General features: G+C 61.1%; 30 protein-coding genes. All 30 read left to right on the forward strand.

Going from position 1 to position 18,805, the window contains the following annotated elements:
• Positions 1-172: 172 nt before the first annotated feature.
• The gene (rpsL, locus tag ACCQ10_RS05170) at positions 173-547 is read left to right on the forward strand and encodes a 30S ribosomal protein S12 (RefSeq protein WP_003469157.1); all 375 of its coding nucleotides are present in this window, start codon (positions 173-175) and stop codon (positions 545-547) included.
• Between the two features lie 12 nt (positions 548-559).
• Positions 560-1,027: a 30S ribosomal protein S7 gene (gene rpsG, locus ACCQ10_RS05175; RefSeq protein WP_011260032.1), complete on the forward strand. Its 468-nt coding sequence runs from the start codon at positions 560-562 to the stop codon at positions 1,025-1,027.
• Positions 1,028-1,164: 137 nt separating this feature from the next.
• Complete coding sequence (gene fusA, locus ACCQ10_RS05180) at positions 1,165-3,282, forward strand: elongation factor G (protein ID WP_039565346.1); 2,118 nt, start codon at positions 1,165-1,167, stop codon at positions 3,280-3,282.
• Between the two features lie 46 nt (positions 3,283-3,328).
• Positions 3,329-4,519 carry an elongation factor Tu gene (gene tuf, locus ACCQ10_RS05185; protein ID WP_166752379.1) on the forward strand — a complete coding sequence of 397 codons (1,191 nt, stop codon included), beginning with the start codon at positions 3,329-3,331 and terminating at the stop codon, positions 4,517-4,519.
• Between the two features lie 460 nt (positions 4,520-4,979).
• Positions 4,980-5,291 carry a 30S ribosomal protein S10 gene (gene rpsJ, locus ACCQ10_RS05190; protein ID WP_003486723.1) on the forward strand — a complete coding sequence of 104 codons (312 nt, stop codon included), beginning with the start codon at positions 4,980-4,982 and terminating at the stop codon, positions 5,289-5,291.
• 11 nt (positions 5,292-5,302) lie between these two features.
• Positions 5,303-5,953, forward strand: coding sequence for a 50S ribosomal protein L3 (gene rplC, locus ACCQ10_RS05195; RefSeq protein ID WP_011036123.1), 651 nt, complete (start codon positions 5,303-5,305; stop codon positions 5,951-5,953).
• A gap of 12 nt (positions 5,954-5,965) precedes the next feature.
• Complete coding sequence (gene rplD, locus ACCQ10_RS05200; protein ID WP_010371054.1) at positions 5,966-6,571, forward strand: 50S ribosomal protein L4; 606 nt, start codon at positions 5,966-5,968, stop codon at positions 6,569-6,571.
• Positions 6,568-6,867 (forward strand): 50S ribosomal protein L23, encoded by a 300-nt coding sequence (gene rplW, locus ACCQ10_RS05205; RefSeq protein WP_057661879.1) that lies wholly within the window; start codon positions 6,568-6,570, stop codon positions 6,865-6,867. The genes rplD and rplW overlap by 4 nt, the downstream gene beginning before the upstream one ends.
• A gap of 10 nt (positions 6,868-6,877) precedes the next feature.
• On the forward strand, positions 6,878-7,705 hold the full coding sequence (gene rplB, locus ACCQ10_RS05210) for a 50S ribosomal protein L2 (protein WP_003486715.1): 828 nt from the start codon (positions 6,878-6,880) through the stop codon (positions 7,703-7,705).
• Positions 7,706-7,711: 6 nt separating this feature from the next.
• A complete protein-coding gene (rpsS, locus tag ACCQ10_RS05215; RefSeq protein ID WP_005917128.1) occupies positions 7,712-7,981 on the forward strand; it encodes a 30S ribosomal protein S19 in 270 nt (89 codons plus the stop codon).
• Positions 7,982-7,993: 12 nt separating this feature from the next.
• Positions 7,994-8,329: a 50S ribosomal protein L22 gene (gene rplV, locus ACCQ10_RS05220; RefSeq protein WP_002811686.1), complete on the forward strand. Its 336-nt coding sequence runs from the start codon at positions 7,994-7,996 to the stop codon at positions 8,327-8,329.
• Positions 8,330-8,346: 17 nt separating this feature from the next.
• Positions 8,347-9,081 (forward strand): 30S ribosomal protein S3, encoded by a 735-nt coding sequence (gene rpsC / locus ACCQ10_RS05225; protein ID WP_039412819.1) that lies wholly within the window; start codon positions 8,347-8,349, stop codon positions 9,079-9,081.
• Between the two features lie 5 nt (positions 9,082-9,086).
• The gene (gene rplP / locus ACCQ10_RS05230) at positions 9,087-9,500 is read left to right on the forward strand and encodes a 50S ribosomal protein L16 (RefSeq protein WP_003486706.1); all 414 of its coding nucleotides are present in this window, start codon (positions 9,087-9,089) and stop codon (positions 9,498-9,500) included.
• Positions 9,500-9,685, forward strand: a complete 186-nt coding sequence (gene rpmC, locus ACCQ10_RS05235; RefSeq protein ID WP_003486703.1) for a 50S ribosomal protein L29 — start codon at positions 9,500-9,502, stop codon at positions 9,683-9,685. Before rplP ends, rpmC begins: the two co-directional genes overlap by 1 nt.
• Positions 9,686-9,696: 11 nt before the next feature.
• Entirely contained in the window at positions 9,697-9,966 is a 270-nt protein-coding gene (gene rpsQ, locus ACCQ10_RS05240) for a 30S ribosomal protein S17 (protein WP_003486701.1), read from the forward strand.
• Positions 9,967-9,980: 14 nt separating this feature from the next.
• Positions 9,981-10,349 (forward strand): 50S ribosomal protein L14, encoded by a 369-nt coding sequence (gene rplN, locus ACCQ10_RS05245; RefSeq protein ID WP_003486699.1) that lies wholly within the window; start codon positions 9,981-9,983, stop codon positions 10,347-10,349.
• A 15-nt stretch (positions 10,350-10,364) separates the two neighbouring features.
• Positions 10,365-10,682: a 50S ribosomal protein L24 gene (gene rplX / locus ACCQ10_RS05250; protein WP_003486696.1), complete on the forward strand. Its 318-nt coding sequence runs from the start codon at positions 10,365-10,367 to the stop codon at positions 10,680-10,682.
• An 11-nt stretch (positions 10,683-10,693) separates the two neighbouring features.
• The gene (gene rplE / locus ACCQ10_RS05255) at positions 10,694-11,236 is read left to right on the forward strand and encodes a 50S ribosomal protein L5 (RefSeq protein WP_010371090.1); all 543 of its coding nucleotides are present in this window, start codon (positions 10,694-10,696) and stop codon (positions 11,234-11,236) included.
• Between the two features lie 18 nt (positions 11,237-11,254).
• Complete coding sequence (gene rpsN, locus ACCQ10_RS05260) at positions 11,255-11,560, forward strand: 30S ribosomal protein S14 (protein ID WP_005917137.1); 306 nt, start codon at positions 11,255-11,257, stop codon at positions 11,558-11,560.
• 204 nt (positions 11,561-11,764) lie between these two features.
• On the forward strand, positions 11,765-12,163 hold the full coding sequence (rpsH, locus tag ACCQ10_RS05265; RefSeq protein WP_010371096.1) for a 30S ribosomal protein S8: 399 nt from the start codon (positions 11,765-11,767) through the stop codon (positions 12,161-12,163).
• A 15-nt stretch (positions 12,164-12,178) separates the two neighbouring features.
• Complete coding sequence (rplF, locus tag ACCQ10_RS05270) at positions 12,179-12,706, forward strand: 50S ribosomal protein L6 (protein ID WP_039565326.1); 528 nt, start codon at positions 12,179-12,181, stop codon at positions 12,704-12,706.
• Positions 12,707-12,794: 88 nt separating this feature from the next.
• Positions 12,795-13,154 (forward strand): 50S ribosomal protein L18, encoded by a 360-nt coding sequence (rplR, locus tag ACCQ10_RS05275; RefSeq protein WP_005993383.1) that lies wholly within the window; start codon positions 12,795-12,797, stop codon positions 13,152-13,154.
• 160 nt (positions 13,155-13,314) lie between these two features.
• Positions 13,315-13,857, forward strand: a complete 543-nt coding sequence (gene rpsE, locus ACCQ10_RS05280; protein ID WP_003486682.1) for a 30S ribosomal protein S5 — start codon at positions 13,315-13,317, stop codon at positions 13,855-13,857.
• Positions 13,850-14,041: a 50S ribosomal protein L30 gene (gene rpmD, locus ACCQ10_RS05285; protein WP_003486678.1), complete on the forward strand. Its 192-nt coding sequence runs from the start codon at positions 13,850-13,852 to the stop codon at positions 14,039-14,041. The genes rpsE and rpmD overlap by 8 nt, the downstream gene beginning before the upstream one ends.
• A gap of 4 nt (positions 14,042-14,045) precedes the next feature.
• A complete protein-coding gene (rplO, locus tag ACCQ10_RS05290) occupies positions 14,046-14,489 on the forward strand; it encodes a 50S ribosomal protein L15 (RefSeq protein ID WP_003486676.1) in 444 nt (147 codons plus the stop codon).
• 7 nt (positions 14,490-14,496) lie between these two features.
• Complete coding sequence (secY, locus tag ACCQ10_RS05295; RefSeq protein ID WP_039412801.1) at positions 14,497-15,864, forward strand: preprotein translocase subunit SecY; 1,368 nt, start codon at positions 14,497-14,499, stop codon at positions 15,862-15,864.
• 332 nt (positions 15,865-16,196) lie between these two features.
• The gene (gene rpsM / locus ACCQ10_RS05300; protein ID WP_003486672.1) at positions 16,197-16,553 is read left to right on the forward strand and encodes a 30S ribosomal protein S13; all 357 of its coding nucleotides are present in this window, start codon (positions 16,197-16,199) and stop codon (positions 16,551-16,553) included.
• A gap of 10 nt (positions 16,554-16,563) precedes the next feature.
• Positions 16,564-16,956: a 30S ribosomal protein S11 gene (gene rpsK, locus ACCQ10_RS05305; RefSeq protein WP_003486671.1), complete on the forward strand. Its 393-nt coding sequence runs from the start codon at positions 16,564-16,566 to the stop codon at positions 16,954-16,956.
• 15 nt (positions 16,957-16,971) lie between these two features.
• Complete coding sequence (gene rpsD, locus ACCQ10_RS05310) at positions 16,972-17,598, forward strand: 30S ribosomal protein S4 (RefSeq protein WP_002811641.1); 627 nt, start codon at positions 16,972-16,974, stop codon at positions 17,596-17,598.
• Positions 17,599-17,651: 53 nt separating this feature from the next.
• A complete protein-coding gene (locus tag ACCQ10_RS05315; RefSeq protein ID WP_002811635.1) occupies positions 17,652-18,650 on the forward strand; it encodes a DNA-directed RNA polymerase subunit alpha in 999 nt (332 codons plus the stop codon).
• Positions 18,651-18,805 lie beyond the last annotated feature (155 nt).

The following is an 18,805-nucleotide window of genomic DNA, read 5'->3' on the forward strand; positions in this document are numbered from 1 at the left end:
GGCAGGAGGCCCTCCGTTTTCCGGTCCTGGAAGGACCAGCAGGGTTAGGTTTCCGTGAAGTTGACGGAGTTTTGCCCTGCCAGCTATACTTCTCTGTCTCGGTGGGCCGTTTCACGGCCTGCCTTCGTTTTCATGCAAGGCCGTTTCGGCCTCCAATCAGAAGAATCGACTGATGGCAACGATCAATCAGCTGGTCCGCAAGCCCCGGCAAGCGACCACCTACAAGAGTGCCTCTCCGGCACTGGACAAGTGTCCGCAGCGCCGCGGCGTCTGCACACGCGTCTACACCACTACCCCGAAGAAGCCGAACTCGGCCCTGCGTAAGGTCGCCAAAGTGCGTCTGACGAACCAGGAAGAGGTCATCAGCTACATCGGTGGTGAAGGCCACAACCTGCAGGAGCACTCCGTGGTCCTGATTCGCGGTGGTCGCGTCAAGGATCTTCCCGGTGTGCGTTATCACACCGTCCGTGGTTCGCTGGACGCCGCCGGCGTCGCAAAGCGCCGTCAAGGTCGTTCCAAGTACGGCGCCAAGCGCCCGAAGAGCTAAGGAAATACTCTAATGTCCCGTAAAGGTTCTACTCCGCAGCGCACCGTCCTGCCTGATCCCAAGCATGGCAGCGAAACCATTGCCCGCTTCATCAACATGGTGATGCAAAGTGGCAAGAAGTCGGTTGCTGAGAAAATTGTCTATGGCGCAATGGACGTCATTGGCGAAAAGAATCCGAATGCCATCGAGCTGGTGCAGAAAGCACTGGACAACGTGGCCCCGGCTGTCGAAGTCAAATCGCGTCGCGTCGGTGGTGCTACCTATCAGGTGCCCGTCGAAGTGCGCTCCTCCCGTCGCATGGCGCTGGCAATGCGCTGGTTGATCGACTCCGCGCGCAAGCGTGGTGAGAACACCATGCCGCGCAAGCTGGCTGCCGAACTGTTGGACGCTGCGGAAAGCCGTGGCGGCGCGATCAAGAAGCGCGAAGAGACCCACCGTATGGCGGAAGCGAACAAGGCGTTCGCACACTACCGCTGGTGACCTCGGGGGCCTTGGTAACGGGGCCCTTCAGCACCATATGAGTGCTGTTTGCGACGCCTCTGGCGTCGCTACCAATCCGAAGGCCGCCGAAAGGCGGCGTTCGGCCATCCGAAATCCAAGAAATTGAGAGGCTCCCCGTGGCCCGCACCACCCCTATCGAGCGTTACCGCAACTTCGGCATCATGGCCCACATCGATGCCGGCAAAACCACCACCTCCGAACGCATCCTGTTCTACACCGGTGTGAGTCACAAGATCGGCGAAGTCCATGACGGCGCGGCAGTGATGGACTGGATGGAGCAGGAGCAGGAGCGTGGTATCACCATCACCTCCGCAGCAACCACTGCGTTCTGGTCGGGCATGGACAAGTCCATGCAGCAGCATCGCTTCAACATCATCGACACCCCCGGGCACGTCGACTTCACCATCGAAGTGGAGCGCTCCTTGCGCGTGCTCGACGGTGCGGTGTTCGTGCTGTGTGCGGTCGGTGGCGTGCAGCCGCAGTCCGAGACCGTGTGGCGTCAGGCCAACAAGTATTCCGTGCCGCGCATGGCCTTCGTCAACAAGATGGACCGTACCGGTGCCAACTTCGACAAGGTCGTGGAGCAGCTGAAGGCCCGTCTGGGTGCATACGCTGTGCCGATGCAGGTGCCGATCGGTGCCGAAGACGGCTTTGAAGGCGTGGTGGACCTGCTCAAGATGAAGGCGATCCACTGGGATTCCGCATCGCAGGGCACCACCTTCGAATACCGCGACATCCCGGCCGATCTGGTCGATGTGGCGACCGAGGCGCGTTCGTTCATGATCGAGGCGGCTGCAGAAGCCAGCGAAGATCTGATGGACAAGTACCTCAACGAAGGCGATCTGACCGAAGAAGAGATCCTGCAAGGTCTGCGCGAGCGCACCCTGAAGGTCGAGATCGTGCCGGTGTTCTGCGGTTCGGCGTTCAAGAACAAGGGCGTGCAGGCGATGCTCGACGGCGTCGTGCACCTGCTGCCGTCGCCGGCCGACCGTCCGCCAGTGCAGGGCATCGACGAGGACGAGAAGGAGGACACGCGCGCTGCGAGCGATACCGCGCCGTTCTCGGCGTTGGCGTTCAAGATCATGACCGACCCGTTCGTGGGCTCGCTCACCTTCTTCCGCGTCTACTCGGGCACGCTGAATTCCGGCGACCAGGTCTATAACCCGGTCAAGTCGAAGAAGGAGCGTGTGGGCCGCATCCTGCAGATGCACTCCAACAATCGCGAAGAGATCAAGGAAGTGCGCGCTGGCGACATCGCCGCTGCCGTGGGTCTGAAGGACGTCACCACCGGCGACACCCTGTGTGCGCAGGACAAGATCATCACCCTGGAGCGCATGGTGTTCCCGGAGCCGGTGATTTCGATGGCGGTCGAGCCGAAGACCAAGTCGGACCAGGAAAAGATGGGTATGGCCCTGGGCCGTCTGGCGCAGGAAGATCCCTCGTTCCGCGTCAAGACCGACGAAGAATCCGGCCAGACCATCATCTCGGGCATGGGCGAGTTGCACCTGGACATCATCGTCGACCGTATGCGTCGCGAGTTCAATGTCGAGGCCAACGTCGGCAAGCCGCAGGTGGCCTACCGCGAGACGATCCGCAAGTCCGACGTCAAGTCCGATTACAAGCACGCCAAGCAGTCCGGTGGTAAGGGTCAGTACGGTCACGTGGTGATCGAGCTGTCGCCGATGACCGAGGAAGATCGCAAGAGCGACAACGTCAAGGACGATTTCCTCTTCATCAACGACATCACCGGCGGCATCATTCCGAAGGAATTCATTCCCTCGGTTGAAAAGGGTCTGCGCGAAACGATCACCAGCGGCCCGATCGCCGGCTTCCCGGTGGTGGGCGTGAAGGTCAAGCTGGTGTTCGGCTCGTACCACGACGTCGACTCCTCGGAAATGGCGTTCAAGCTGGCCGCGTCGATGGCGTTCAAGCAGGGCTTTGCGAAAGCCAGCCCGGTGTTGCTGGAGCCGATCATGAAGGTCGAGATCGTCAGCCCGGAGGATTACCTGGGTGACGTGATGGGCGACGTGAGCCGCCGTCGTGGCGTGTTGCAGGGTCAGGACGACAGCCCGTCGGGCAAGATCATCAACGCGATGATTCCGCTGGGTGAAATGTTCGGCTACGCGACCTCGCTGCGCTCCATGAGCCAGGGGCGTGCGACGTTCTCGATGGAATTCGACCACTACGAAGAGGCACCGGCCAACATCGCCGACGCCGTCACCAAGAAGGGCTGAGTTCGCTCAGCCGCTTCAAAAATTTTTCAATTAGAGGTAGTAAGTCATGGCAAAAGCTAAATTCGAGCGCACCAAGCCGCACGTGAACGTCGGCACCATCGGTCACGTCGACCATGGCAAGACCACGTTGACTGCCGCGCTGACCAAGATCGGTGCAGAGCGTTTCGGTGGCGAGTTCAAGGCGTATGACGCGATCGACGCAGCGCCGGAAGAAAAGGCGCGCGGCATCACGATTTCGACCGCGCACGTCGAATACGAATCCCCGACCCGCCACTACGCACACGTTGACTGCCCCGGCCACGCCGACTACGTCAAGAACATGATCACCGGTGCGGCGCAGATGGACGGCGCGATCCTGGTGTGTTCGGCCGCTGACGGCCCGATGCCGCAGACCCGCGAGCACATCCTGCTCTCGCGTCAGGTCGGTGTGCCGCACATCGTCGTGTTCCTGAACAAGGCCGACATGGTCGACGACGCCGAGCTGCTCGAGCTGGTCGAGATGGAAGTGCGCGAGCTGCTCAGCAAGTACGACTTCCCGGGCGACGACACCCCGATCATCCACGGTTCGGCCCGTCTGGCGCTGGACGGTGATCAGAGCGAGATCGGTGTGCCGGCCATCCTGAAGCTGGTCGATGCCCTGGACAGCTTCATTCCGGAGCCGACCCGTGACGTCGACCGTCCGTTCCTGATGCCGGTCGAAGACGTGTTCTCGATCTCCGGCCGCGGCACCGTGGTGACCGGTCGTATCGAGCGCGGCATCATCAAGGTGGGCGACGAAATCGAAATCGTCGGCATCCGCGACACGCAGAAGACCACGGTCACCGGCGTGGAAATGTTCCGCAAGCTGCTGGACCAGGGCCAGGCAGGCGATAACGCCGGTCTGCTGCTGCGCGGCACCAAGCGTGACGACGTGGAGCGTGGCCAGGTGCTGTGCAAGCCGGGTTCGATCAAGCCGCACACCGAGTTCGAAGCCGAAGTCTACGTGCTGTCCAAGGACGAGGGTGGCCGTCACACCCCGTTCTTCAAGGGCTACCGTCCGCAGTTCTACTTCCGCACCACCGACATCACTGGCGCGTGCCAGCTGCCGGAAGGCGTGGAGATGGTGATGCCGGGCGACAATGTCAAGATGGTCGTGACCCTGATCAACCCGGTCGCGATGGACGAAGGTCTGCGCTTTGCAATCCGTGAAGGTGGCCGCACCGTCGGCGCCGGCGTGGTTGCCAAGGTCATCAAGTAAGCAGTGCCTGCAATCGGCGGCGTTTGCCGCTGACGTAGCACGGAAGGGTCGGCGCAAGCCGGCCCTTTTTATTGCCCCTCGGCCTAGATTGGTTTACCGACATCCGGCTGCAGGTTCTGCGCTTGCGCGCTGAAATTTACGTCGCTATAATGCGCGGCTCGGTGTCCCTGGGTAGGGCGCTGGGTTACAGCGAAAAGAACGGCAGGATGCCGCTCGTGTTCGCCAGACCGGGAAGGTCGTGTTGCATGGAGCACTCAACAACTCATCCGTTGTTGACCGTGCTCTAGCTGCGCATTATACTTTTCCGTCTGGGCAGGCCGGTTTACCGGGCTGCCTCAGTTTTTGGGCGGAGGAAAGCCCTCGTCGGCAGGAAGTACGGCGATTTCACCAACGCAGGAATATCGGGGCAGGTATCCCAGAGGCCTTGCCCGTCGCTCTTTTAACGAAGGAAGCTTCCGTCATGTCGGAACAAAAGATCCGGATTCGGTTGAAGGCGTTCGATCATCGTTTGATCGACCGTTCGGCCAGCGAGATCGTCGAAACGGCCAAGCGGACCGGCGCGCAAGTGCGTGGCCCGATCCCGCTGCCGACCAAGATCGAACGTTACACCATCCTCGTATCCCCGCATGCCGACAAGGATGCGCGTGACCAATACGAAACCCGCACGCACAAGCGTGTGCTCGATATCGTCGACCCCAACGACAAGACCGTGGACGCGCTGATGAAGCTCGAACTCGCGGCTGGCGTCGACGTCCAGATCAAGCTCACCTGAGGACTACGACCATGACGAAGAAATATTCGTTGGGCTTCGTGGGCCGCAAGGCTGGTATGAGCCGCGTCTTCACTGAAGACGGCCGCTCGGTACCGGTCACGCTGATCGAAGCAACTCCGAACCGCATCGCGCAGATCAAGACCGTCGAAGTTGACGGCTACAGCGCCGTGCAGATTACCGTTGGCGCGCGTCGCGCCGCACTGGTCAACAAGCCGGCCGCCGGTCACTTCGCCAAGGCGAAGGTCGAAGCGGGTCGTGGCTTGTGGGAATTCCGCGTTGAAGATGCGCAGCTCGGCGATTTCGCCGTTGGCGGCGAAATCAAGGCGGACATCTTCGAGGTCGGCCAGAAGGTCGACGTCCAGGGCGTCACCAAGGGTAAGGGTTTCCAGGGCACCATCAAGCGCTACAACTTCCGTATGGGCGATGCAACTCACGGTAACTCGCTGTCGCATCGCGCGCCGGGTTCGTTGGGTCAGCGCCAGACCCCGGGTCGTGTTTTCCCGGGTAAGAAGATGTCGGGCCACATGGGCGCCGTGCAGCAAAGCACGCAGAACCTGGAAGTGGTCAAGGTCGACGTCGAGCGTGGTCTGATTGCTATCCGCGGCGCCGTGCCTGGCGCAGCTGGTGGCGACGTGATCGTCCGTCCGGCGAGCAAGGCATAAGGAGAGATGACGATGGAACTCGTTATCACGGGTAGCAACAACAAGGTCTCGGTCTCCGATGCCGTGTTCGGTCGCGAATTCAGCGAGGATCTGGTTCACCAGGTCGTCGTCGCTTATCGCAACGCCGGTCGCGCTGGTACCAAGGCACAGAAGACGCGTTCGGAAGTTGCGGGCACGACCAAGAAGTCGAAGAAGCAGAAGGGCGGCGGCGCGCGTCATGGCGCACTGACGGCTCCGATCTTCGTCGGCGGCGGCGTGACCTTTGCGGCCAAGCCGCGCAGCTTCGAGCAGAAGGTCAACCGCAAGATGTATCGCGCGGCCATCTGCGCGATCTTCTCCGAGTTGAACCGTCAGGGTCGTCTGATGATCGTCGACGCGTTCGACCTCGAAGCGACCAAGACCAAGGGTCTGATCGAGAAGCTGAAGGGACTGGATGTGGGCAAGCGCCCGCTGATCGTCACCGAAGAAGCCTCCGAGCACCTGTATCTGTCCGCCCGCAATCTGCCGTATGTGCAGGTGCGTGATGTGCAGGGTCTGGATCCGGTCGCGCTGGTCGGGGCCGATACGGTCGTGATCACCGCCGATGCGGTCAAGAAGGTCGAGGAGTGGCTGGCATGAGCAGCAACGAAAAAATCTTCAGCGTGCTGCGTGCTCCGCGAGTCTCCGAAAAGACCGCGCGCCTGCAGGAAATCTCCAACCAGTATGTCTTCGAAGTTTCGAACGACGCCACCAAGGCCGATGTAAAGGCCGCGGTTGAGCAGCTGTTCGACGTCAAGGTCAAGGCAGTCAACGTGGTCAACGTCAAGGGCAAGAGCAAGTCCTTCCGTAACCGTGCTGGCAACCGTGGCAATTGGCGCAAAGCGTACGTCCGCCTAGTCGATGGTCAGTCCATCGACGTAACGGCCAAGGCCTGAGGTCCATCCCATGCCATTGATGAAGTTCAAACCCACCTCTCCCGGCCGTCGTTCCGCCGTGCGCGTGGTTACTCCCGATCTGCACAAGGGCGCACCGCACGCGGCGCTGCTCGACTCGCAGAGCAAGTCCGGTGGTCGTAACCACCACGGCCGCATCACCGTGCGTCACGTCGGTGGTGGCCACAAGCAGCACTACCGCATCATCGACTTCAAGCGCAACAAGGAAGGCATTCCGGCGCGTGTGGAGCGGATCGAATACGATCCGAACCGTACCGCCCATATCGCCCTGCTGTGCTATGTCGACGGCGAGCGCCGCTACATCATCGCCCCGAAGGGCCTGAAGGCTGGCGACCAGGTCATTGCCGGTGCCAACGCACCGATCAAGACCGGCAACACGCTGCCGCTGCGTAACATCCCGGTCGGTACGACGGTTCACGGTATCGAGCTGAAGCCGGGTAAGGGCGCTCAGATCGCACGTGCTGCCGGTGCAGCCGTCCAGCTGGTCGCTCGCGAAGGCATCTATGCCACGCTGCGCCTGCGCTCGGGCGAAATGCGCAAGGTGCCGGTCGAGTGCCGCGCCACCATCGGCGAAGTCGGCAACGACGAGCACAACCTCGAGAAGCTGGGCAAGGCCGGCGCCAAGCGTTGGCGCGGTGTTCGCCCGACCGTTCGCGGTGCGGCCATGAACCCGGTCGATCACCCGCACGGTGGTGGTGAAGCGAAGGCTGGTCAGGGTAATCCGCATCCGGTCACCCCGTGGGGTGTTCCGACCAAGGGTTACAAGACGCGCAAGAACAAGCGCACCCAGCAGTTCATCGTCCGCGATCGTAGGGGCTAATCGACCATGGCACGTTCACTTAAGAAGGGCCCGTTCGTCGATCACCACCTTGCAAAGAAGGTGGAGTCCGCTGCGGGTAGCAAGAAGCCGATCAAGACCTGGTCGCGCCGTTCGATGATCCTGCCTGAAATGGTAGGCATCACCATCGCCGTGCATAACGGCAAGAACCACATTCCGGTGCTCGTCAACGAGAATATGGTCGGCCACAAGCTCGGCGAATTTGCCGTCACCCGGACCTTCAAGGGTCACGGTGGCGACAAGAAGTCGGGCAGGTAAGGAGAGATGACGATGGAAGCGAAAGCAATCCTGCGCACCGCGCGCATCTCCCCGCAGAAGGCCCGCCTGGTCGCTGATCAGGTGCGTGGTTTGTCCGCCGAGCGTGCGGTCAATCTGCTGAAGTTCTCGGACAAGAAGGCTGCACACCTGATCAAAAAGGTGGTGGAGTCGGCTATCGCCAATGCCGAGAACAATCAGGGCGCGGATGTCGACGAGCTGAAGGTCAAGACCATCATGGTTGATGAAGGTCCCTCCCTGAAGCGTTTCATGGCGCGGGCGAAAGGCCGCGGTACCCGCATCCTCAAGCGCACCAGTCACATCACTGTGATTGTCGGCGCCGCCAAGTAAGCGGAAAGGAAAAGACCATGGGTCATAAAGTTCATCCGACTGGAATCCGTCTTGGTATCTCCAAAGACTGGAACTCCAAGTGGTACGCAAACAAGGGCGACTTCGCCGGTTACCTGGCAGCCGACCTGAAAGTGCGTGAAATGCTGCGCAAGAAGCTCGCGCAGGCAGGTGTCAGCAAGATCTTGATCGAGCGCCCTGCCAAAACCGCCCGCGTCACCATTCACACCGCCCGTCCGGGCGTGGTGATCGGCAAGCGTGGTGAGGATATTGAAAAGCTGCGTAAGGAAGTGAGCGAACTGATGGGCGTTCCGGCGCACATCAACGTCACCGAAGTGCGCAAGCCGGAGCTGGATGCGCAGCTGGTCGCCGAGTCGATCGCGCAGCAGCTCGAGCGTCGCATCATGTTCCGCCGCGCAATGAAGCGCTCGGTCGGTAACGCGATGCGCTTGAGTGCCCTGGGCATCAAGGTCAACGTGGCTGGCCGCCTCAACGGTGCAGAAATCGCCCGTTCGGAGTGGTACCGCGAAGGTCGCGTGCCGCTGCACACGCTACGTGCCGACATTGATTACGGTTTTGCCGAGGCGTCCACGACGTACGGCATCATCGGGATCAAGGTCTGGATCTATAAGGGCGAGGTTTTCGACTTCTCCCAGGTTGGCCAGGAAAAGCAGGACGACAGCCCGCGCAACGATCGTAACGATCGCGGCGACCGTGGTGACCGCCCGTCGCGCCCGGCTCGTGAAGCGAGGTAACGGCAATGTTGCAACCCAAGCGAACCAAATATCGCAAGATGCACAAGGGCCGTAATGACGGCCTGGCATGGAGCGGAAACGCCGTCAGCTTCGGCGAATACGGCCTCAAGGCCACGGCGCACGGTCAGCTGACTGCGCGCCAGATTGAAGCAGCACGCCGCACGATCAGCCGCCACGTCAAGAAGGGCGGCAAGATGTGGATCCGTGTGTTCCCCGACAAGCCGATCACCAAGAAGCCGATCGAAGTCCGCATGGGCTCCGGTAAGGGCAACGTGGAGTACTGGGTCGCGCAGATTCAGCCGGGCCGCATGATCTATGAAATCGAGGGGATTCCCGAAGAGACCGCACGTGAGGCATTCCGCCTTGCCGCTGCCAAGCTCTCGGTGACGACCACTTTCGTGACCCGGACGGTGCGCTGATGGATATCAAACAACTCCGCGAAAAGTCGGCTGACGAACTGAAGGCCCACCTGACCGATTTGCGTAAGGAGCAGTTCTCGCTCCGTATGCAGCAGGTCACCGGCCAGCTGCCGAAGACCCACGAAACCCGCCGGGTGCGCCGCGAGATTGCTCGCGTCAAGCACCTGCTCGGCAGCACCAAGTAAGGACGGCCGCGATGAGCGACAATAACGAAAAGCAAACGCTGCGCACGGTCGAAGGCCGTGTCGTCAGCAACAAGATGGACAAGACGGTCACCGTGTTGGTGGAGCGCCAGGTCAAGCATGCTCTGTACGGCAAGTACATCAAGCGCTCGACCAAGCTGCACGCACACGATGCCGACAATGCCTGCAATGAAGGCGATGTCGTGCGCGTGACCGAAATTGCTCCGATGTCCAAGACCAAGAACTGGCGGGTGGTGGAAATCGTCACCCGTTCGGCCGAATAAGGGAGATCTGAATCATGATCCAGATGCAGAGCTACCTCGATGTCGCCGACAATTCGGGTGCCAAGGAAGTGATGTGCATCAAGGTGCTGGGCGGCTCCAAGCGCCGCTACGCACACATTGGCGACATCATCAAGGTGACCGTCAAGGACGCCATTCCGCGTGGCAAGGTCAAGAAGGGCGAAGTCTACGACGCCGTCGTGGTGCGTACCCGTAAGGGTGTGCGCCGTCCCGACGGTTCGCTGATCCGCTTCGATGGCAATGCCGCTGTGCTGTTGAACAACAAGCAGGAGCCGATCGGGACCCGCATCTTCGGGCCGGTGACGCGCGAGCTGCGTTCCGAGAAGTTCATGAAGATCGTCTCGCTCGCTCCCGAAGTGCTGTGAGCGGAGGACATACACATGGCTAACCGTATCAAGAAGGGCGACCAGGTCGTCATCAACACCGGCAAGGACAAGGGTAAGCAGGGTGAAGTGGTGCGTGTGGACGGCGATCGCGTGATCGTCTCCAACGCCAACGTCATCAAGCGCCACACCAAGCCGAACCCGCAGGCGGGTGTCGCCGGCGGCGTGGTCGAGCGTGAAGCGTCGATCCATATCTCCAACGTCAATATCGTCAACCCGGCAACGGGTAAGGGCGAGCGCGTTGGCTTCAAGGTGCTGGAGGATGGACGCAAATTGCGTGTGTTCCGCTCCAGCGGTGAGGCGCTCGACGCCTGAGGAATGAGATCATGAACACTCGTCTCGAAAAGTTTTACAAGGAAAACGTGGTGCCGGCCCTGATGAAGGAATTCGGCTACACCAATCCGATGGAAGTGCCGAAGCTGGTCAAGGTCACGCTCAACATGGGCGTGGGCGAGGCGGCTACCAACAAGAAGATTCTGGAAAATGCGGTCGCCGACATGTCCAAGATCTCCGGCCAGAAGCCGGTGGTCACCAAGTCGCGCGTTTCGGTCGCATCGTTCAAGATTCGTGACGGTTGGCCGATCGGCTGCAAGACCACCTTGCGTCGCGCCAAGATGTACGAGTTCCTGGATCGCCTGATCAACATCTCGTTGCCGCGCGTGCGCGACTTCCGTGGTGTGTCCGGTCGTTCCTTCGACGGTCGTGGCAATTTCAACATGGGTGTGAAGGAACAGATCATCTTCCCGGAAATCGACTTCGACGCCGTCGACGCGATCCGCGGTATGGATATCGCCATCACCACCACCGCCAAGACGGATGCGGAAGCGAAGGCGCTGCTGGCAGCGTTCAAGTTTCCGTTCCGTAACTGACCATAGAGGACATCCGAAATGGCAAAGACCTCCATGATCCACCGCGACATCAAGCGCGCGAAGCTGGCCAAGAAGTTCGCCGGCAAGCGTGATGCGCTGAAGAAGATCCTCTCCAGCCAGGATGCGTCCTACGAAGAGAAGATCGATGCGTCGACCAAGTTGCAGAAGCTGCCGCGCGATTCGTCGCCGAGCCGCCACCGCAACCGTTGCGAGCTGTCGGGTCGTCCGCGCGGTGTCTACCGCAAGTTCGGTCTGGGCCGCAACATGCTGCGCAAGGCCACAATGAACGGCGACGTTCCGGGCCTGCGCAAGGCAAGCTGGTAACAGCAGCCCGGCCGCTCGCGGCCGGTTTGGGCAGGGTTGTTCTGTTCAACAAGGGAGTCCGACGCAAGTCGGGCTCTTTTGTCGTATACTTCCGCTTCTGTCTTGCCCGTGCGGGTTTGACATGGCGTCAAGGGTCCTGGCCCATCCCCAGGAAAACACAAGATTTTCGCGAAAGCGGATATCGGTGCACTCAAAGGTACTCATATGAGCATGACTGATCCCATCGCCGACCTGCTGGTTCGCATCAAGAATGCGGCCGCGGTTGGTAAGCAGACGGTGAAATTGCCGTCGTCCAAGATCAAGGTTGCGATCGCCCAGGTCCTGAAGGACGAGGGTTACATCACCGACCTGCGCGTTACGGCCACCGAAAACAACAAGTCGGAGCTGGAAATCGTGCTGAAGTATTTCGAAGGCCGCCCGGTCATCGAGACCTTGAAGCGTTTCTCGCGCTCGGGTCTGCGCCAGTACCGCGGCAAGACCGAGCTGCCCAAGGTCCTGGGTGGCCTGGGTATCGCCATCATCTCCACGTCGAAGGGCATCATGACCGATGCGCAGGCTCGCGAAGCCGGCGTTGGTGGTGAAGTCCTGTGCTTCGTGGCCTAAGGGAAGGAATCGAACATGTCCCGTGTAGCCAAGAAGCCTGTGTCCCTTCCGAAGGGTGTTGAGCTCAACGTCCAGCCTGAGCTGGTCAGCGTCAAGGGCCCGAAGGGCACCCTGACCCTGCCCAAGCCGGTGGGTGTGGAAATCGCCATCGATGGCGACGTCGCCACGCTGTCGGCCAATGATCCGTCGCAGATCGCCATCACCGGCACCGTGCGCGCCATCCTGGCCAATATGGTCAAGGGTGTGTCCGAAGGCTTCGAGCGCAAGCTCGAGCTGGTCGGCGTCGGTTACCGTGCCGCCATGCAGGGCAAGGATCTGAGCCTGGCGCTCGGTTTCTCGCACCCGTTGGTGTTCGTGGCGCCGGAAGGCATCACGCTGTCGACCCCGACCCAGACCGAAATCGTGGTCCAAGGTGCCGACAAGCAGCGCGTTGGCGAAGTCGCCGCCAAGATCCGCGGTTTCCGTCCGCCGGAGCCCTATAAGGGCAAGGGTGTGAAGTACGCCGGTGAAGTCATCATTCGCAAGGAAGCCAAGAAGGCTTAACGACGAGTCCCTCGCAAGAGCCCGCACATCCATGTGCGGACTTTTGACAGGAACGCGCTCTTCCTTCAGCTTCCGTAGGACACATATCATGAGCATCAACAAGAATATTGCCCGCCTGCGTCGTGCCAAATCGACCCGTGCACACATCCGTGAGCTGGGCGTCGCCCGTCTGTCGGTGCTGCGCACCGGTCAGCACCTGTATGCCCAGGTCTTCACTGCCGACGGTTCCAAGGTGATCGCCGCGGCGAACACCCTGCAGGCCGACGTCAAGGATGGCCTGAAGAACGGCAAGAACAGCGATGCGGCCGTCAAGGTCGGCAAGCTGATCGCCGAGCGCGCCAAGGCTGCGGGCATCGAGAAGGTCGCATTCGACCGCTCGGGCTATCGCTACCATGGCCGTATCAAGGCGCTGGCCGACGCAGCTCGCGAAGGCGGCCTGCAGTTCTAAGCACTGCTGCGGCTGTGGCCATCGGCCACATCCGCGTTACCGCCGGCAGGGGAGATGCCGGACCGTCCCGTTCTTTTGCAACGGTGCCGGGGACACAGCGTGACTTCACAACCATAAGCGGCTTCGAGCCGTACATACCCAATCAATCCAAGGAATCAAGATGGCAGAAGAACGTGCACCGCGGGGTCGTGATCGCGACCGTAACCGCGAAGAGAAAGTCGACGATGGCATGATCGAGAAGCTGGTCGCGGTCAACCGCGTCAGCAAGACGGTCAAGGGCGGCCGCCAGTTCACCTTCACCGCGCTGACCGTGGTCGGCGATGGTCTGGGCAAGGTCGGTTTCGGTTATGGCAAGGCGCGCGAAGTGCCCGTTGCCATCCAGAAGTCGATGGAGCAGGCGCGCAAGAACCTGGCCACTGTCGATCTGAACAACGGCACCTTGTGGCATGCCGTCAAGTCGGGCCATGGCGCAGCACGCGTGTACATGCAGCCGGCTTCGGAAGGTACTGGCGTCATCGCAGGCGGCGCCATGCGCGCAGTGCTGGAGGCGGTTGGCGTCAAGAACGTGCTGGCCAAGGCTGTTGGTTCGCGTAATCCGATCAACCTGGTCCGTGCAACCCTGAAGGGTCTGTCGGAAGTGCAGTCGCCGGCGCGTGTTGCGGCCAAGCGCGGCAAGAAGGTGGAGGAGCTCAACCATGGCTAAGGACACCAACAAGACCGTGAAGGTGCGCCTGGTGCGTGGCCTGCGTGGAACCCAGTCGCGTCACCGTCTGTCGGTGCGTGCGTTGGGCCTGAATAAGCTCAACGATGTGCGTGAACTGAAGGACAGCCCGCAGGTGCGTGGCCTGATCAATACGGTTCACTACCTCGTCAAGGTTGAGGAGTAATCCAATGACTCTGCGTCTTAATGACCTCAAGCCCGCCGATGGCGCACGTACCGAGCGTACCCGCGTCGGCCGTGGTATCGGTTCCGGCCTCGGCAAGACCGCTGGTCGCGGTCACAAGGGTTCGTTCGCTCGTAAGGGTGGTGGCAAGATCAAGGCCGGCTTCGAAGGCGGCCAGACCCCGATGCAGCGTCGTCTGCCGAAGATCGGTTTCCGTTCCAAGATGGCGCGCGACACCGCTGAAGTGTTGTCGTATCAGCTGGACAAGCTGGATGCCGGTGATGTCGATTTCGCAGCGCTGCGTGCGGCCAATCTGGTCCCGAGCCGCGCCAAGAAGGCGAAGATCGTGCTGAAGGGCGAGCTGAGCAAGAAGTTCGTACTGAAGGGCGTTGCGGCAACCGCAGGCGCCAAGGCAGCAATCGAAGCTGCCGGCGGCAGCGTAGAGGAGTAATCGGCAGATGGCGCAGGCTGGCATTGGTAACCTCGGTGGCGGGCTCGGCAAGTTCACGGAACTTCGCCAGCGGCTGCTGTTCGTCCTCGGGGCATTGATCGTCTATCGCATCGGCTGTTATGTGCCGGTGCCGGGCGTGAATCCCGATGCCATGCTTTCGTTGATGCAGGCGCAGGGCGGCGGCATCGTGGACATGTTCAACATGTTCTCGGGCGGCGCCCTGCACCGTTTCAGTATTTTTGCGTTGAATGTGATGCCGTATATCTCGGCATCGATCGTGATCCAGTTGGCCACGCACATCTTTCCCGCGCTCAAGGCGATGCAGAAAGAAGGTGAGTCCGGCCGACGTAAGATCACCCAGTATTCGCGTATCGGTGCGGTGCTGCTTGCAGTGGTGCAGGGTGGCAGCATCGCGCTGGCGCTGCAGAATCAGACCGCGCCGGGTGGCGCTCCGGTGGTGTATGCGCCGGGCATGGGTTTCGTGCTTACCGCGGTGATCGCGTTGACCGCCGGTACCATCTTCCTGATGTGGGTTGGCGAGCAGGTGACCGAGCGCGGCATTGGTAACGGTGTATCGCTGATCATCTTCGCGGGCATCGTGGCGGGCCTTCCGTCTGCTGCGATCCAGACGGTCGAGGCGTTCCGCGAAGGCAATCTGAGTTTCATCTCGCTGCTGTTGATCGTCATCACCATCCTGGCGTTTACGCTGTTCGTGGTGTTCGTCGAGCGCGGGCAGCGGCGGATCACGGTCAACTACGCGCGCCGCCAGGGCGGTCGCAATGCGTACATGAACCAGACCTCGTTCCTGCCGTTGAAGCTCAACATGGCCGGCGTGATCCCGCCGATCTTCGCATCCAGCATCCTGGCGTTCCCGGCCACGCTGTCGATGTGGTCTGGCCAGGCGGCGTCGGGTAGCGGTGTTGGCTCGTGGTTGCAGAAGATCGCCAACGCGCTGGGTCCTGGCGAGCCGGTGCACATGCTGGTGTTTGCGGCGCTGATCATTGGTTTTGCATTCTTCTACACCGCGCTGGTGTTCAACTCGCAGGAAACTGCCGACAACCTCAAGAAGTCGGGCGCGTTGATCCCGGGCATCCGTCCGGGCAAGGCGACGGCCGACTATGTGGATGGCGTGTTGACGCGCCTGACCGCAGCCGGCTCGTTGTACCTGGTGATCGTCTGTCTGCTGCCGGAAATCATGCGCACGCAGCTCGGCACTTCGTTCCATTTCGGCGGTACCTCGTTGCTGATTGCGGTGGTGGTGGTGATGGACTTCATCGCCCAGATCCAGGCGCACCTGATGTCGCATCAGTATGAGAGCTTGCTGAAGAAGGCCAACCTCAAGGGCGGCTCGCGCGGCGGTCTGGCGCGCGGTTAAGTGGTACACTAGATCTTCATTACGTGAAGACGGCCTGGTTCCCGGGCCACGATCTTCCGATCAGAAGGGCGGCTCGCGCGACGTCTCGCGCGCGGGTGTGACGGGGTGGTCCTGTGCGGGAGTAGCACAGGCGATTCGGAGAGGTTTTCTGGATCAACACCGTCCGGCGCCGGAGCGAGGGCACACTCCCCACGCCGGGTCCATGGAACCTCTGGTTCCACGGGCTTCAAAGCAATCCGAGGCCTTGCTATAATTCCGAGTTCACTTTTGATCCATCCTGCCGGATGGCGCCTGGGCGCCGTCGGGCCATCACTCAGTTGGAGAATCGCGTCATGGCGCGTATTGCAGGCGTCAACCTGCCAGCCCAGAAGCACGTCTGGGTCGGGTTGCAAAGCATCTACGGCATCGGCCGTACCCGTTCGAAGAAGCTCTGCGAATCCGCAGGCGTTACCTCGACCACGAAGATTCGTGATCTGTCCGAGCCCGAAATCGAGCGCCTGCGCGCCGAAGTCGGCAAGTATGTCGTCGAAGGCGACCTGCGCCGCGAAATCGGTATCGCGATCAAGCGACTGATGGACCTGGGCTGCTATCGCGGTCTGCGTCATCGCCGTGGTCTCCCGCTGCGTGGTCAGCGTACCCGTACCAACGCCCGCACCCGCAAGGGTCCGCGCAAGGCGATCAGGAAGTAAGGGATAGATCATGGCCAAGCCAGCAGAAAAGAAAACGAAGAAGAAGATCAAGCGCGTCATCACTGACGGCGTCGCTCACGTCCACGCTTCGTTCAACAACACCATCGTCACCATCACCGATCGCCAGGGCAATGCACTGTCGTGGGCTACGTCCGGCGGCGCCGGTTTCCGTGGTTCGCGCAAGTCGACCCCGTTCGCTGCTCAGGTTGCCGCCGAAAAGGCTGGCCGCGCTGCGCTCGACTACGGCGTGAAGTCGCTGGAAGTGCGTATCAAGGGTCCGGGTCCGGGCCGTGAGTCGGCCGTGCGTTCGTTGAACAACGTGGGCTACAAGATCACCAACATCATCGACGTGACGCCAATCCCGCACAACGGGTGCCGTCCGCCGAAGAAGCGTCGCGTCTAAAGGGAGCGATAAGAAATGGCTCGTTATATCGGTCCTACCTGTAAGCTCGCCCGCCGCGAAGGCGCCGACCTTTCCCTCAAGAGCCCGGCGCGTGCGCTGGACTCCAAGTGCAAGCTTGAGCAGAAGCCCGGCCAGCACGGCGCGGCTCGCAAGGGCAAGCTCTCCGACTACGCCACCCAGCTGCGTGAAAAGCAGAAGGTCAAGCGTATCTACGGTCTGCTGGAACGTCAGTTCCGCAACTACTACAAGAAGGCCTCGACCAAGAAGGGCAACACCGGCGAGAACCTGCTGCAGTTGCTGGAAACCCGTCTGGACAACGTGTGCTACCGCATGGGCTTTGCCGTCACCCGTCCGGCCGCGCGCCAGCTGGTGTCGCACCGTGGCGTACTGGTCAATGGCAAGTCGGTGAATCTGGCCTCGTACCAGATCAAGGCTGGCGATGCGATCACGCTGTCGGAAAAGGCACAGAAGCAGCTCCGCGTGCAGGAAGCCCTGACCGTGGCTGAGCAGCACGACATGACGCCGTCGTGGGTTGAAGTCGATTCGAAGAAGTTCAGCGGTGTGTTCAAGGCCGTTCCGGATCGCGCTGACCTGCCTTCGGATATCAACGAAGCGCTGATCGTCGAGTTGTATTCGAAGTAATTCACATTGGAGAGCCTCCGGCATTGCCGGAGGTTCGCAGGAGACCCCGCAACATGACGGTTACCGCCAACCAGGTTCTGCGCCCCCGTGGTCCGCAGATCGAACGTCTTACCGACAACCGTGCCAAGGTCGTGATCGAACCCTTGGAGCGCGGTTACGGGCACACGCTGGGCAATGCCCTGCGTCGTGTGTTGTTGTCGTCGATCCCCGGTTTTGCGATCACCGAGGTCGAGATCGACGGCGTGCTGCACGAGTACACCACGGTCGAAGGTTTGCAGGAAGACGTGCTTGACGTCCTGCTGAACCTGAAGGATGTGGCCATTCGTATGCACAGTGGCGATAGCGCCACGCTGTCGTTGTCCAAGCAGGGTCCGGGCACGGTCACTGCGGCCGACATCAGGACCGATCACAACGTTGAGATCATCAACGGCGACCACGTGATCTGCCACCTGACCAAAGATACCGCACTGAACATGCGCCTGAAGATCGAGCGTGGGTTTGGCTACCAGCCGGCTGCTGCGCGCCGTCGTCCGGACGAGGAGACCCGTACCATCGGTCGCCTGATGCTGGATGCGTCGTTCTCGCCGGTGCGTCGCGTTGCTTACGCCGTGGAAGCTGCACGCGTCGAACAGCGTACCGACCTCGACAAGCTGGTCATCGATATCGAAACCAACGGCACGATCGATGCCGAGGAAGCCGTGCGCACCGCCGCCGACATCCTCAGCGATCAGCTGTCGGTGTTCGGCGATTTCACCCACCGCGATCGCGGTGCGGCCAAGCCGGCTGCCAGCGGCGTGGATCCGGTGCTGCTGCGTCCGATCGACGACCTCGAGCTGACCGTGCGTTCGGCCAACTGCCTGAAGGCCGAGAGCATCTACTACATCGGTGATCTGATCCAGAAGACCGAAGTGGAGCTGCTCAAGACCCCGAATCTGGGCAAGAAGTCGCTCACCGAAATCAAGGAAGTGCTGGCACAGCGCGGCCTTGCACTGGGCATGAAGCTGGAGAACTGGCCGCCGGCCGGCGTCGCCCAGCACGGTATGCTTGGTTAATGCATCAAGGCATGGGCGTCTTCGGGCGCCCATGTTCGTTTTTCTACATCGACGGGTTAAAGCCTGCGATGACATCCGGTTCAAGGACGGCCGGCTCGGACCAACCGCAGTCCATTCAACAACGCCAGGACGGCGACAACGTCACTCAGCAGTCT

Source organism: Xanthomonas sp. NCPPB 1325, from assembly GCF_041477645.2.
GTDB classification, from domain to species: Bacteria; Pseudomonadota; Gammaproteobacteria; order Xanthomonadales; family Xanthomonadaceae; genus Xanthomonas; species Xanthomonas cannabis.